Genomic DNA, 14,624 nt, shown 5'->3' with positions numbered 1-14,624 from the left:
ATTTGTCACTTTGTAATGTGATTAATAACCTTACAATTACAGTTTTACATGATTACAAAAGTTCTGTCAACTTTTTTTCGCATAAGTCTTTAAGATGATTTTTATGAGTGGTTGTTTACCAATTGCCTCAGTTAGGTTATGATTATTTTGTAACGTGACAAATTAATGATTGTCATTATCTGTTGAAAGGTTTGAGACCCTATGGCAAAAAAAATATCCATGCAGGATATCGCTGATGCATTGAATATATCGAAAAACTCCGTTTCCCAGGCTCTGTCCGGAAAGCCGGGCGTAAGTGACGCCACCCGGAAACGAATTGAACAAAAAGCTCAGGAGCTGGGCTATCGAGTGAGAAAGAATACCCTCTCGATTGATCCCGTCAGCCGGGGTACCGGCAATATCGGATTGATCGCCTCGGATTATGCTTTTTCGCTGAAAAGCTTTTTCGGCGAAATCTACCTGAGCATTGAAAAAGAAGTGACAGCACGCGGCATGAACCTGCTCATTCAGTCGGTGAATACCGGGTCACGGGGCAATCTCGTGCTTCCGTCCTTTATCGCTGAAGGTAAAGTGGATGGCGTGCTTATTCTTTCCCACATCAGCAACGAGTACACGAACGCGGTGATCGCGACCGGTATCCCGACGGTCATGATCGACCATCACCACCCGCTCATTCATGCGGACGCCATTTTAACGAACAACCGGTTCGGTGCCTATACTGCGGTCAAACACTTGCTTGAGCTTGGCCACCGGGATATCGCGTATGTCGGAAATGCGAAGCTCTCCCCGAGCTACCAGGAACGGTTGGAAGGCTATGATCTAGCACTCGCCGAGCATGGGATCGAGCGGAAGGATGAGTTTGTATTTAGTGCAATAGAAGAAGATGAACGAGATGTGAATGGGCTCTTGCAGGGGCTCGATGTGTGGCCGACCGCCTGGTTCTGCGTCAATGACGGATTTGGCTTTTTCGTCCGGTCCGCCCTGCAGCAGCACGGCATCTCGGTTCCTGACGCGGCGTCCGTGGTTAGTTTTGACAACGGTATGCTCTCCCGGCTGACCACCCCTAAAATCACAACGATGAACATCGACCTTGATCTGTACGGCCGTAAAGCGGTCGAGCAGCTTACCTGGCGCATGCAGCACCGTAACGAGCCGATCATCGAACTGCTCCTTCCGGCAGAATTAATTGTGCGGGAATCAACCGCCAAAGCGAGATCCAACTCATGAACCAGATTTACATTTTTTCCGGACCGTGCGGGGTGGGTAAATCCACGTTGACCAAGCTGCTGGCCGAGAACATGGAAAAAGTGGTCCTGATTCACGGGGATGACATCCATTCAATGTTTGTCGGCAGGGATCAGCCGTCCTGGGGAGATCAGCTGTCCATCGTCTGGCAAAACACCCTCTCCATAACGCGTAATTTCCTTGATCACGGGTTGAATATCGTCCTCGATTATGTGGTGGAAGATGAGCTGGAGTGGTTTTGCCAAGAGCTGTCCGGGTATGATGTTGAGCTTTATTATGTTGTGATGCGGGCGGATGAAGATGTTCTTGTGCAGCGGCTGCAGGAACGGGGAGATGTGAACGTGATTGACCGGTCGCTGTTTTTATTGAACCAGCTTGAGAATGATCCCGCCAACCGGCGTTATCTATATGACACCACGAACAAGACACCAAAGGAAATTCTTGAGGAGTTACGTAACCGTTTTCATGAATTCAGGCTTTAACTTTTTAAAAGTTTTACGATATAAAGGAGGATGATCATGAAAGGATTTAAAATGCTTTTGGCGTTTGTGGTGGCCTTTTGCCTGGCATCACCGGCTTATGCACATGCGGCGGGGAAACCGTCGGAAGAAAAAACACCGGTGAATCTGGAACACCTCAATTTTTTAAACGAGGATGTGACAATTGACGGTGTGGACATGCTGATTACCCACATCTATTCGGAAGCTCCGGATTACAAATGGGTGGATGCGTCAGGTGAAGGGATTGCCTGCGTAGATGATGTGGCCCGTGCAGCGGTCGTGTACCTGAACGATTATGAAGAAAACGGGAATAAGGATTCCTTGGAGAATGCGAAGAAAGCGTTGAATTTTGTCATGCACATGCAGGCGGATGACGGCGAGTTTTATAACTTTGTCAACAAGGACCTCTCGATCAATACCGATGGCCCGACAAGCAAAAAGTCGTTTGACTGGTGGGCCGCACGCGCGATGTGGGCCATGGGACAAGGATACGGCGTGTTCAAGAAAGCTGATCCTGCTTATGCTGCTAAATTGAAGGACAGTTTCCTTTTAGCGAATCAAGCCCTGCAGAAAAAAGTGAACGAGAACTATGGTGAATACAAAAATGTACACGGTTACAGAGTGCCCGTATGGATCGGCGGCTTTGACGCCATGTCCAATGCCTTGCTGGGTCTTGCTTATTTTTATGAGGTTGAACCTCTGGCGAGTGTAAAGAATTCAATGAAAAAAGTGGGCCGTGGACTCGATGAGTTTCAGTATGGTTCGTATACGCAGTACCCGTACGGTGCCCATCTTGGCTGGGACGGCTCCCCTACCCTCTGGCATGCATGGGGCAGCGGCCAATCCTTTGCTTTGGCAAAAGCCGGCCGTGTGCTCGGTGAAAAGAAATGGGTCAAATCCGCACAGCAGGAAGCGGATCAACTCTTCTCCCACCTGCTTGTTACGGGAATGATCAAGGAAATGGCGCCAACGATGGCGAAGGATGAGCAAATCGCCTATGGCGTGAACATGCTGACACAGGGATTTGCGGAGGTTTTTAAAGCAACGAAAGATCCAAAGTATGCTCAATATGCGGGATTGGCTGCCTCCTGGTTTACAGGCAACAATGATGCAAATGCCGTGATGTATGATTCAAAGACAGGCCGCGGCTATGACGGTTTAAACGGTGTAACCGGAAAAGTAAACTGGAACTCCGGTGCTGAGTCGACGATCGAAGCGCTAATGGCGCTGCAGATGGTAAATTCCATTCCGAAAGCAGAGAAGCTTTTACATGCAAAAACCGTTAAGCGGCATACAGCGGTTGTAGACGAAGCTGAAGATTTTGATACGGTGCTTGGCATGCCGGAGACGGTGACACCTGAAAGCTCATGGACTGGCGATGCTTCCTATAGCGGAAAAATTGTGAGATTAGGAGATTCTGATGTCATCTCCAAGAAGGTTACTGTCGATAAGAGCGGCTTGTACCTGTTGTCCGGTGCACTGGTTCGGGAAGCCGGTTCTGCCGGCAAGCTTGATGTGCAGGTCGATGTCCGAAACGTGAGCTTTATGAAGGTCCTCCCTTCCCCGGATACCAATTTTCTGACGTTAGTAAATGCAGAGCACCCTGTTTATCTAAGCAAGGGTGTGCATGAGCTCAAGCTGAAGTTCAAAGGTGAGGAATTGCTGCTCGATAACGTGGTGTTACAGCCCGCTGTGGAGTATGCAATGTTCAAGAATGAAGGCAAGACCATGATATTTGAGAGGGATTTGCTTAAGGGACGTAATTTGTTGAAGTGATATAAAAAGGGAGAAACTCGTCAGCCTTAGATGAGTTTCTTTTTTGTGCACAAACTTCTAAAATTAGGATAATGGCTAGGTTATAATGGACTTGTACAAGTTAACAGAGAGGGGTCAGATACGATGATAAAGGGTTTCGGAGGAATATTTTGGAGAACAAAGAATCTGGAGGCTACCAAAAAGTGGTACAGTGAAGTGTTGAAGATTGATCTGGAAAATTGGAACGGGACAATGATTAAACCCGAATCAAGAAATGAAACGATCTTCTCTTTCTTTACCGAGGATGACAGCTATTTTCCAACAGAACAGCAAGTGATGCTAAATTTCCAAGTACATAACCTGGATGAAACGATTCATCATCTTGAACAAATTGGCGTCCCTCTTGAAAAGGACAAAGAGGTTAGTGAATATGGAAAGTTTACTTGGATTAAAGATCCTGACGGTCGACTTGTCGAGCTTTGGGAGAAATAGTGTGCAGGACCTCATGATCAACTGTATTTAACATTTATTCAATTATACTTTACTTTGTTTCGGTGACGATAATCAAGTCAATGAGGAGGAGTAATAAAGTGAAAGATATTGAATTCAGAGAACTAGAAACATGGAAAGAACACTATCCTTTACTAAACCAACTCATTTCAATGAAGGAAATATTGTGGTTAAATCCAAATATTGAAAAGTTTAAAACAGGAATGAAAAAATCCCCCCTTACTCAAGAGGATGTAAGGGATGCAGAGGAAAGGCTGAAACGTTTCGCTCCATACATTGCCAAAGTTTTCCCGGAAACAAAAAAGATGAATGGGATAATAGAATCTCCTTTAACACGAATTCCTTCCATGAAACAATCCTTAGAGCAGAATTATCAACAACCTATACTGGGTGAATTATTGCTTAAGTGTGATAGTCACCTTCCTATATCAGGGTCTATAAAAGCAAGAGGCGGGATTTATGAAGTTCTCAAACATGCAGAAAAATTAGCTCTTCAACATCAATTGTTGACGATTCAAGATGACTATTCCATTTTAGATAGTGAAAGGTTTCGGACATTCTTCTCACAATATTCAATCGCAGTAGGCTCGACTGGAAATTTAGGACTTAGTATAGGCATAATGAGTGCAAAGTTAGGATTTCATGTGACCGTTCATATGTCGGCTGATGCAAAACAATGGAAAAAAGACTTACTTCGAAACAAAAATGTGAATGTAATTGAATATGATTCAGATTATAGTAAAGCAGTAGAGGAAGGTCGGCTCCAAGCAGATGCGGATCCTGCATGTTATTTTGTAGATGATGAAAATTCTAATGATCTATTTTTAGGATACGCAGTAGCAGCATCTCGATTAAAAAAACAATTAGAAGAATTAAAGATAACCATTGATAAAAATCATCCTTTGTTTGTTTACCTTCCATGCGGAGTAGGCGGTGGTCCCGGCGGTATAGCTTTTGGATTGAAGTTATTGTATCAAGACCATGTTCACTGTTTCTTTGCAGAGCCTACCCACTCGCCATGTATGTTACTTGGTTTAATGACTGGACTTCATGATAAAATTTCCGTACAAGATATTGGGATTGATAATGTAACAGATGCTGATGGACTTGCTGTTGGAAGACCATCTGGATTTGTGGGTAAAACCATAGAGCCGTTTCTAAGTGGTAATTATACAGTTAGCGATGAACAGTTGTATAAGCTATTAAAGGAACTAATTGATACAGAGGGCATTCATTTAGAACCTTCAGCACTGGCAGGCATGATAGGACCAATTAAATTAAGTAAAGAAGGAACCGATTATTTACGAAGGCATAATTTAACGGAAAAAATGAGTAAAGGAACCCACATTATTTGGGGGACTGGCGGAAATATGGTTCCCGAAGAAATGATGATGCAATATTATCAAAAAGGATTGAATTTAACACGGGGTTAGTTGACCCTGTGTTTTTTATTAAACTATCCTGCCGTTAACTCCATAAGAAAAAGCTGCCGCAACGACAGTCCTAATCCTCAACTATCGTGCAGCACCATCAAGATAACCATCCCCATTATTACACCTAAGACGATCCCAGCCTGTGTGGTTGAGCTTCTCTAAATCGAACCGGAATTTCTGGTGGTCAACCGGATATTCGTGTGGTGATTTTTTTAAAAAAAGGAAACCTGTTTGTCCAGTAATTTTGCATAACTTTGGGATTTACAAGGTTTTTTTGTAAATAATAAGATTGTTACACAAGAATTTGAGGAGGAATGATATGCAACAGGATCAACAAGCTAAAGGGAACTCAGGTTCAATGAAACCAGAATTCTCTGGAACTGATGCACAAAAAGTGAAACAAGAAATTCAAAAAGATGTAAGCGAAGGACAAGGCGCAATGACTTCCCGAGAGGCAGGAGCAATGCGTGATTAAAAAACCACTCCGAGTGTCCAGTATTGATTAATATTACCTCCTATTCCTGCTACGTCTGCAGCTCCAGAAGCACCTGATTTCGCAAATGGATTATTTTTATCCTCCGTTAACTTAGGAACAACAATTGGTACAGCTGCAGGAGGAGTGTTTATTTCTCAATTAGGTACACCATACGTGGGATTAGTGGGGTTACTATCTCTGGCATTAAGTTTGGTATTTATTATGTATAGAAACTACATGAATACTCCTGCACAGCAACTTTCTAGATAAGGTACTCTTGCAACCCAGTTGAATATCCCGTTATTTTCACAAAAGATCTCACGCATAAAAAACAAAAAGCACTCGCGGAGTGCTTTTTAAACGTTTTTATTGAACCAATTCCTTCTTAATAAGGTTTCGGCCAGATGTAAACTTCGGAAGATGCTCTTCATGTGCAAGTAACAGTTCATTGGTCATTGACCACATCTCCTCAAGAGATAATACAGATGCTGTATGCGGATCCATCATCACTGCTTGATAGACATAATCTATATTTCCTGTTAAAATCGCTTCAACCACCAGTTGCTGGACATTAATGTTTGTCCGATTCATCGCCGCGAGTTGTACGGGAAGATCTCCGACGTGACAAGGCTGGATGCCAGATTTATTAACCAGGCATGGCACCTCCACACATGAATCTGCAGGCAGGTTTGTAATTAGATTTGTATTCAGCACGTTCCCCCAGATCACACGATTTGTACCTGTTTCCATAGAGTGAATAATAGGTGCTCCATATTCATGGCTCTTTTCTGTACGAAATGACTCGCCTTTTTCTATTTTTTCTCTGGTTTCGGAAAAACGCTCAAGGTTTCTTTCACTTCTTCGTACATATTCATCGATTGGAATATCAAATTGCTCAATTAATTTTTCATCCTTAATGAAGTAAGGTGTATATTCAGACATATGCTCACTGGATTCTGTGACGAAAAAATTCAACCTGCGCATCATCTCGAAACGCACCTTGTCCTTACTGAAAACATTATCCTTTTCCATTGCTTTAAACAACTCGGGATACAAATCGACTCCGTTCCTTTTAAGTTCAAGAAACCAGGCCATATGATTAATCCCAGCCACCTTATATTCAAGTTCTTCCACCGGAATATTCAAGTAGGATGCCAAATCATCTGCTGTATTCTGAACACTGTGGCAAAGCCCGACTGATTTAATGGAACTTGACTTAGCTACTGCATGCATGAGCATGGCCATTGGGTTTGTGTAATTCAACAATAACGCGTTTGGACACACCTCTTCTATATCCCTGCAAATGTCCAACAAAACTGGGATCGTCCGGAGTGCCCGAAAAATCCCACCTACCCCAAGAGTATCAGCAATGGTTTGCTTTAAGCCGTATTTTTTGGGAATTTCAAAATCGATTAGTGTAGATTGATGCATGCCAACTTGAATGAGATTCAAAACATAATCTGCACCAGCCAATGCTTCCTTCCGATTTAACGTTGCCTCTACCTTTGCATAGCCGCCATTCTCTTCGACTATTCTTAGAGCCATCTTTTCAGCTGTGCCTAATCGCTCTTGGTTAATATCTGTTAATGAAAACGTAGTGTTCTTTAGTTCGGGAAAGCTCAAAATATCAGTAATCAACCTTTTTGCAAATACTACACTACCTGCTCCGATAATTGTAACTTTTGCCATATTACAGCCTCCTATTCTTTCATTCCGGAACCAACCATACCTTTGATAAAATACCGTTGAAAAATTAAGAACACGATTAAAATAGGGATAACGGAAAGCAAAGTCAGTGACATGAGCTGAGTCCAATTAATAAAGTGTTCTCCCTTCAGCATCGCTAGCCCCAATTGAACGGTATACATACTCTGTTCGGAAACAGCAATCAGCGGCCATGCAAGCTCGTTCCATCTCCACATAAAAGTAAAAATGACCAACACTGCGATCAAAGGTTTGATATTGGGTAAAATCACTTTCCTAAAAATTTTAAATTCACTAGCACCATCAATTCTTGCAGCTTCGATAAGGGAATCAGGAATATTCATGATGTATTGTCTGGCTAAGAACAGCCCAAAAGCTTCTGCAGCCCTAGGGACAATTAATCCTGCATAGCTGTTAATCCATCCCAAGTACTTTAGAATATAGAAATTGGGAATCATCGTTATTTGAACAGGGATAATCAAGGTGCTCAAAATCATCAGAAAAAGGAGATTTCTCCCTCTGAATTTATATTTTGCAAAGGCATATCCTGCCAAACAGTTGATAAACACAGTTAAAATTACTGCTAATATACTTACGATCAGGCTGTTTCCAACATAACCAGCAAAGGGAGCCGCGTGGAGAGCGTCTGAAAAGTTGCTCCACATCAATTTATCCGGAATAATATGGGTATCTTTTGCAGTTACTTCTGCCGGGGTTTTTAACGCTGTGGACAACATCCAAATAAATGGGAGCAGAAAGAGGAAAGCCATCCCACATAAAACCAGAAAGATTACAGTAGTTTTAATCTTTTTCGGACTCAGTCTCGGCAAGGAAAGGGGCTGAGAAACGTCAAGTTTACCTTCTTTTGCAAGCAAGGCTTTATTATCACTCATTGTTTTTCCCTCCCTAACCTCATTTGTACCAAAGTAAGAATCATGACCAGAAAAAAGAAAAAAGTTCCGATGGCCGAAGCATACCCCATCTCACCTTCAGTAAAAGCCTTTTGATAGATATATTGCACGATAACGGTAGTTGAGTAGCCAGGACCGCCCTTTGTCATAGTGAAAACCAAATCAAAAACCATAAATCCATGAATAATTTCCATTACTAGAATAAAAGTAGTGGTCGGCTTAATCGTGGGCAAAGTAATACGCCAAAACTTTTGCCAGCCATTGGCACCGTCCATATCCGCTGCTTCATAAAGTGAGTCGGGTACTGCCTGGAGACCAGCTAAGTAGATCACCAGGCAATAGCCAATTCTTACCCAAAGTGTTGTCAGAATAACAGCCGGCATTGCCCAGGTGGATGAGGAAAGCCAATCTACTCCATGGACACCGAACTTGCTCAAAATTTCATTAAACAATCCATAATTAGGATTAAACATCCATGACCAGATAAGGCCAGCCGCAACTAGTGACACGACAACAGGAGCAAAAAATATCGTTCTAAAAATCGCGCGCAGGGGAACCTTTTGATTCAGCATCAGGGCACCAATCAAACCAAGTGCTGCACTAAACGGAACCGTACCTGCCGTATAATAAACTGTATTTCGCAGCGATATCCAAAAAACTTTATCCCCAAACATCCGTGAGTAATTCTCAAGCCCGATAAAGCTTGGCTTTCCAAACATCCCCCATTGTTGAAAACTAATATAAAACGTAAAGAAAATCGGGATAACCATAAAGGTCAGAAATAGAATGATATTCGGTGCGATGAACAAATAAGGGGCAATTTTTATCGATCTCTTTTCGTACCATTTTGAAAGACTTGAAACCATTGTCCTCCCCCCTTCATTCTATTTCAGGATTGAATTTATTTTTTCTTCCAATTCTTTCGCTGTTTTCTCAGGAGAAGCATTCTGGGTATATAACGCTTCAAAAGAATCTCCTAATGCCTGATTCACTTTACTGAACTCCGGAATGGTCACCGTTTTCGCTAAATCTACCGGCACGGTTTGAGATTGTTCAATAAATAAATTCATCATTTTTGGATCTTTGATTTGATATTCAAACGGTCCCTTAACATCTGTGCGGCTAGGTAAGAACAGACCTTCCTCTACAAATGTCTTCATATTTTCCTTTTCACCCATAAATGCAATAAATTTCTTTGCGGCTTTGGAGTGTTTGCTATTTGCCGGTACCGCCAATCCGTTTCCTCCTAAATCCGACGCAGCACTATCCTTCACAGGCATGTATGTAACGCCCCATTCATCCTTCATATCTTTTTCAAACAATGGAATCATCCAGTTCCCCGTAATAAAGAGCCCTGCATTACCTGAAGTAAATAACATATTTGGATCATCTGCGCCTTTCATGCTGTTGCCTTTAGACATATAGTTCTTATACATTTTTTGAAGAAAGGCTAAAGTTTCGGTTGCTTCAGGTGTATTCACATTTGCTTTCTTTAAGTCTTTCGTTAGCAATGAAGCTCCATTTTCAAAAAAGAAGGGAAGTGTTCTGTAGGCAGATGAAGCAGATATGTTAGCCGCTATACCGTTTGGTGCTAACTTTTTGTCCTCGATTTTTTTTGCAACATCTAATAATTGATCCCATGTCCATGCGTCCTTCAAATTGTCAGGAGCTTTTATATTCAATTTATCAAGGAACGTTTTATTGTAAAAAACGGCTAGCGTGTCTGTATGGTGCGGCAAGCCATAAATCTTATTTTTATAAGTAACAGCTGTCAGTAAACTTGGGTTGTAGTTTTCCTTGTCTTTACCTACAACGTCTGTCAAGTCCATCAATGCGCCCTGACTGGAAAACTCGCCAATCTTTTGATATTGGACCCGGAAGACATCAGGTGCATCATCTCCACCCATTCGAGTTTGTATTTTTGTATAATAATCACCCTGATTCGGAGGAGGCACTTGGCTTTTCTTTACTTTTATATCAGGATTCTCTGATTCGAATTTGCTTACTAAATCATTAAATCCTTTTTCTTCGCCCCCAGCTGCTGCCCAATATACAAACTCAATTGTTTCTTTGCCGTTCTTTTTTCCTGCGTCCTCTGAAGTATTCGAATTCGATGCGGCACATCCACCAAGGAGAGAAACTACTAACATCAACATAAAAAGGTTTTTACCAATTAAAAGCGCTTTCATTATTAATCCTCCCTTTTCAATATGTGGAACAACTACTTAACGCCGATCCCCCTTTCATGGAACAAAAATTTATGTTAATGGTTCGCAGCTTTCACGAACAATTAATTCAGTGGGCAAGTAAGTCGTTAGCGGAAAGCGAATACTATCATCCATTCTTTGGAGTAACATTTTGACAGCGATTCTGCCCATGTCCTCCTTATGAACATGAATGGTAGATAACTGCGGATTTACGTATTTCGACATTTCGATGTTATCAAAAGAAACAATAGAAATATCCTTGGGAATGGACAAACCATATTCCTGTATGGCTTTATATGCACCGTGAGCCATGCGGTCACTTGCTGTAAAAACAGCAGTAGGCAACTCTTTATCCATCAAAATTCTCTTCATTGCTTTATAGCCGCCTTCAATTGTAAAAAGCCCATCTTGAATCCACTCTTTTTTTAATTGCAGCTTGTGGGAAGCCAATACTTCCTGAAAGCCAATGAATCTATCATCTTCTTCCGCAGGTATATTAAGAGCGGAAGAACTTGAACTAATACATGCAATTTTTTCATGCCCCAACCCTATCAAGTAATCAGTTGCCCTTTTAGCCGCTTCTTTAAAATCTACTGTTACATAATCAATATTAAGCCCCGGTTTACCTCCTACAGAAATTACATAAGGGACACTATTTGATAGATTCTTCAATAAATCTTCATGTAGTGCTCCAACCACAATAACTCCCAAAGTATCATCCTTATATTCTTCTTTAAGATCCAAATGGATTAAGTCTTTATCATTGTATGAAAAACTCATTTTATAACCTTGCTCAATCAGCTCCCGCTCTACCCCATAAATCATTTCAGAAAAGTACGGATCCTGGTATTTACTTTTAATATTATTAATTACACAACCGATTTTTTTCTCATTTATTTTCTCGTTTTTTCTATTATTAAGTTTTTTATATCCCATTTCTTTAGAAACTTTAAATATTTTTTCTCTCATTTCTTCAGGAATTGAATTAGCATGATTATTTAATACCCTTGATACAGTTGAAATAGATAGGCTTACTTCCTCAGCGATATCCTTCAAAGTGACTTTCATTTCAGCAACTCCTTGTTCACATTCGGAAATATTTTTAAAAATTTTCTGATATTTTCTGAGTTATTTAATCATATCAGCTTATTGTAAATTAGACAATTATAAATTTTCTAAATTTTTCAGTTTAATTTAATAGGGGGTAGATACAATGATTAAAGGTTTAGGAGGAATATTTTGGAGTTAAGAATCTCGAAGCTACAAAAGGTGTACGGTGAAGTGCTCTGCGGATTCATCTGGAAAATTGGAACGGGACGATGATTACACCCGAACCAGGAAATGAAACGATTCATCATCTTGAACAAATTGGCGTCCCTCTTGAAAAGGACAAAGAGGTTAGTGAATATGGAAAGTTTACTTGGATTAAAGATCCTGACGGTCGACTTGTCGAGCTTTGGGAGAAATAGTGTACAGGACCTCATGATCCGGTGGATATGAGGTCTTTTTTATCTCAAATAGATATGGGTACTTACGGTTCGACAAGGACTGCTTGTATTTCAAGTCATTTTTATAAAAATGTCCAGGCACAAAAACCAAAAAGACACTCCACGGAGTGCCTTTTTAGGAAAACCTATTGGACTACTTCCTTACTTATGAACGAGGCAGGACACCTCCACGCATGAATCAGAAGGTAAATTTTTATTTGGCACCTTCCCCCAGACCACACGATTTGTACCTGTTTTCAGAAACTCAAGCGTTAATTGTTTTATCCTTGTTCTGTTTGAGGCGCTTAATGTCTTCTTTAGGCGGCAAACCGAACATTCGCGAATATTCACGACTGAACTGTGATGGACTTTCATAGCCAACCCGAAAGGCAACATCAGCGGCATCCGGTATTTCCGATAACAACAGGCTCCGGGCTTCTTGAAGCCTTAGTTGTTTTTGAAATTGGATCGGGCTCATTGCGGTTACCTCTTTAAAATGTCGATGAAGTGAGGAGACACTCATATTTCCTATTTCCGCAAGTCCCTCAATTTTGAAAGACTTTTCATAGTTTTTCATGATATGCTCGATCACATCACTGATTTGATTGGTGTAACTTCCTTCTATTGCAATTTGTTTCAGTATCCCCCCATGTTCTCCTTGGAGAACTCTATAGATAATTTCTTTCCTAATTAGAGGAGCAAGTACCTGGATTTCCTTTGGATTTTCCAGGAGTCGAACTAATCGAGTTACCGCGTCTAGCAAAGGTTGCTCTATTTTGCTGACGTACATACCTCTCTTCACATTTTCCTTCTTATCAGCTTCTATTTGGGTATCACGTAACACCTCTACTATTTCACTCGGCGTAAATTCAAGTTTTAGAGCCAAGTATGGTTGTTCCAAAGAGGCTTGTGTCACTTGTCCGGTTATCGGCAGTTTAACGGATGCAACAAGATAATCGGCAGGACCATACTGAAATCGTTCCTGTGATAGGAATACCTCTTTCATTCCTTGAACGACAATGCATAGGGAAGGCTTGTGGACTCCGTAATTTGGTCCAGTTTTATTCGGGTAACGGGAGAAAAACAAAGACGGAATAGCCGTCATGTGAGTACCGTTCTGACTTAAGTAGCCATTTATGAGTTTGGAGAGTTCCATTCTTTGTCTATATAATTGTTCAAACATAAAATCCCCCTTTCTTCATCCATGTTGGTCCTATTATAATGCTTATTTCCTCTTCGCGTAAATGACCGTGAGAGGATTAGGCAATCATTTGACATGATTGTGATACCGGTCGTGAATTTATTTGTTGGATAATGTGAGTAGTAAAAGAGTTCTTTCAATAAATTTGTTTCAGCTTCACATTGGTTCACCAAATCGGACAAACAAAGAAAGGAAGATAACTAATGCAAAAGCGTACATTAGGAAATAGCGGCCTTGAGGTTTCATCCATTGGATTAGGATGCATGGGAATGAGCCACGGTTATGGTCCTGCTTCGGACAAGAAAGAAATGATTTCACTGATTCATGCGGCCATCGATCGTGGTGTAACGTTCTTTGATACCGCCGAAGTTTATGGTCCTTATGTAAATGAGGAGTTGGTAGGAGAAGCGCTTAAACCTTATAAGGAAAAAGTGATCATTGCCACTAAATTCGGGATCCAAATGGAAAATGGCAAGCAGGTGCTTGACAGTAAACCGGAGACCATTCGGCAATCCGTTGAAGGTTCACTGAATCGCCTGAAAGTTGACACCATTGATCTTTATTATCAACATCGGGTGGATCCAAGTGTCCCGATTGAGGAGGTAGCCGGAGTAATTCAAGACCTAATCAAGGAAGGCAAGATTAAGCATTGGGGACTTTCTGAAGCTGGGGTGGAAACGATTCGTCGTGCACACTCCGTTCATCCACTGACTGCCATTCAAAGTGAGTACTCCATGATGTGGAGAAATCCTGAAGATGAATTACTCCCTACCCTTGAAGAACTTGGAATCGGCTTTGTTCCATTTAGTCCCCTGGGCAAAGGCTTCCTTACTGGAAAAATTGATAAAAATGCAACATTCGCCAGCTCCGATTTTCGCAGTATTGTACCTCGTTTCAAACCGGAAAACATTGAAGCGAATCAGATATTGGTTGAACTGATAAAGAAGATTGCAGCAGAGAAAGGTGCAACACCTGCTCAAGTCTCACTAGCATGGGTACTTGCTCAGAGGCCATGGATTGTTCCGATTCCCGGTACAAGGAAATTGGAACGACTGGAAGAAAATCTTGGGGCAGCGAAAGTGGAGCTCACTCCTGAAGAACAGCATGATTTGAACAACGCCCTATCAAAGATTGAAATTTCAGGAGAGCGCTACCCAACAGAATATGCAAATAGAGTGGGCAAATAAAGACAATCA

Annotated in this window: 13 protein-coding genes and 2 pseudogenes; 9 read left to right on the top strand and 6 right to left on the bottom strand. The window is 41.5% G+C overall.

Annotation, left to right across the window (positions count from 1 at the left end):
• The first annotated feature begins 201 nt into the window (after positions 1–201).
• From AS030_RS17440 to AS030_RS24370, 7 genes and pseudogenes are all read left to right on the top strand, one after another.
• Positions 202–1,227, top strand: a complete 1,026-nt coding sequence (locus AS030_RS17440) for a LacI family DNA-binding transcriptional regulator (protein WP_061973966.1) — start codon at positions 202–204, stop codon at positions 1,225–1,227.
• Positions 1,224–1,727, top strand: a complete 504-nt coding sequence (locus AS030_RS17435) for a P-loop nucleotide/nucleoside kinase family protein (protein WP_061973964.1) — start codon at positions 1,224–1,226, stop codon at positions 1,725–1,727. The genes AS030_RS17440 and AS030_RS17435 overlap by 4 nt, the downstream gene beginning before the upstream one ends.
• A 36-nt stretch (positions 1,728–1,763) precedes the next feature.
• Complete coding sequence (locus AS030_RS17430; RefSeq protein ID WP_061973962.1) at positions 1,764–3,521, top strand: carbohydrate-binding protein; 1,758 nt, start codon at positions 1,764–1,766, stop codon at positions 3,519–3,521.
• 123 nt (positions 3,522–3,644) lie between these two features.
• Positions 3,645–3,992: a VOC family protein gene (locus tag AS030_RS17425; protein ID WP_061973960.1), complete on the top strand. Its 348-nt coding sequence runs from the start codon at positions 3,645–3,647 to the stop codon at positions 3,990–3,992.
• Between the two features lie 80 nt (positions 3,993–4,072).
• The gene (locus AS030_RS17420; RefSeq protein ID WP_061973958.1) at positions 4,073–5,443 is read left to right on the top strand and encodes a D-serine ammonia-lyase; all 1,371 of its coding nucleotides are present in this window, start codon (positions 4,073–4,075) and stop codon (positions 5,441–5,443) included.
• Between the two features lie 319 nt (positions 5,444–5,762).
• The gene (locus AS030_RS24050; protein WP_164988954.1) at positions 5,763–5,918 is read left to right on the top strand and encodes a hypothetical protein; all 156 of its coding nucleotides are present in this window, start codon (positions 5,763–5,765) and stop codon (positions 5,916–5,918) included.
• 51 nt (positions 5,919–5,969) lie between these two features.
• Positions 5,970–6,188 (top strand): annotated as a pseudogene (locus AS030_RS24370) (MFS transporter); the annotation flags it as partial.
• 96 nt (positions 6,189–6,284) lie between these two features.
• On the opposite strand, the gene melA reads toward AS030_RS24370, so the two are convergent.
• From melA to AS030_RS17395, 5 genes are all read right to left on the bottom strand, one after another.
• Positions 6,285–7,607, bottom strand: a complete 1,323-nt coding sequence (gene melA, locus AS030_RS17415) for an alpha-glucosidase/alpha-galactosidase (protein WP_061973956.1) — start codon at positions 7,605–7,607, stop codon at positions 6,285–6,287.
• Positions 7,608–7,618: 11 nt separating this feature from the next.
• Positions 7,619–8,515, bottom strand: a complete 897-nt coding sequence (locus AS030_RS17410) for a carbohydrate ABC transporter permease (protein WP_061973954.1) — start codon at positions 8,513–8,515, stop codon at positions 7,619–7,621.
• A complete protein-coding gene (locus AS030_RS17405; protein WP_061973952.1) occupies positions 8,512–9,399 on the bottom strand; it encodes a carbohydrate ABC transporter permease in 888 nt (295 codons plus the stop codon). Before AS030_RS17405 ends, AS030_RS17410 begins: the two co-directional genes overlap by 4 nt.
• An 18-nt stretch (positions 9,400–9,417) precedes the next feature.
• Positions 9,418–10,722: an ABC transporter substrate-binding protein gene (locus tag AS030_RS17400; protein WP_061973950.1), complete on the bottom strand. Its 1,305-nt coding sequence runs from the start codon at positions 10,720–10,722 to the stop codon at positions 9,418–9,420.
• Positions 10,723–10,791: 69 nt separating this feature from the next.
• Entirely contained in the window at positions 10,792–11,808 is a 1,017-nt protein-coding gene (locus AS030_RS17395; RefSeq protein ID WP_061973948.1) for a LacI family DNA-binding transcriptional regulator, read from the bottom strand.
• Between the two features lie 145 nt (positions 11,809–11,953).
• Between AS030_RS17395 and AS030_RS17390 the strand changes: the two are divergent.
• Positions 11,954–12,209, top strand: a pseudogene (locus tag AS030_RS17390) (VOC family protein).
• 283 nt (positions 12,210–12,492) lie between these two features.
• Here the strand turns inward: AS030_RS17390 and AS030_RS17385 are convergent.
• Positions 12,493–13,410, bottom strand: coding sequence for an AraC family transcriptional regulator (locus AS030_RS17385; protein WP_061973946.1), 918 nt, complete (start codon positions 13,408–13,410; stop codon positions 12,493–12,495).
• 221 nt (positions 13,411–13,631) lie between these two features.
• On the opposite strand from AS030_RS17385, the gene AS030_RS17380 reads away from it, so the two are divergent.
• Positions 13,632–14,615 (top strand): aldo/keto reductase, encoded by a 984-nt coding sequence (locus AS030_RS17380; RefSeq protein ID WP_061973944.1) that lies wholly within the window; start codon positions 13,632–13,634, stop codon positions 14,613–14,615.
• The last annotated feature ends 9 nt before the right edge of the window (positions 14,616–14,624 follow it).

Source organism: Fictibacillus enclensis (assembly GCF_001457035.1).
GTDB lineage: Bacteria > Bacillota > Bacilli > Bacillales > Fictibacillaceae > Fictibacillus_C > Fictibacillus_C enclensis.
The sequence above is the reverse complement of the archived record's forward strand: the minus strand, read 5'-3'. Positions and strand labels throughout refer to the sequence as shown.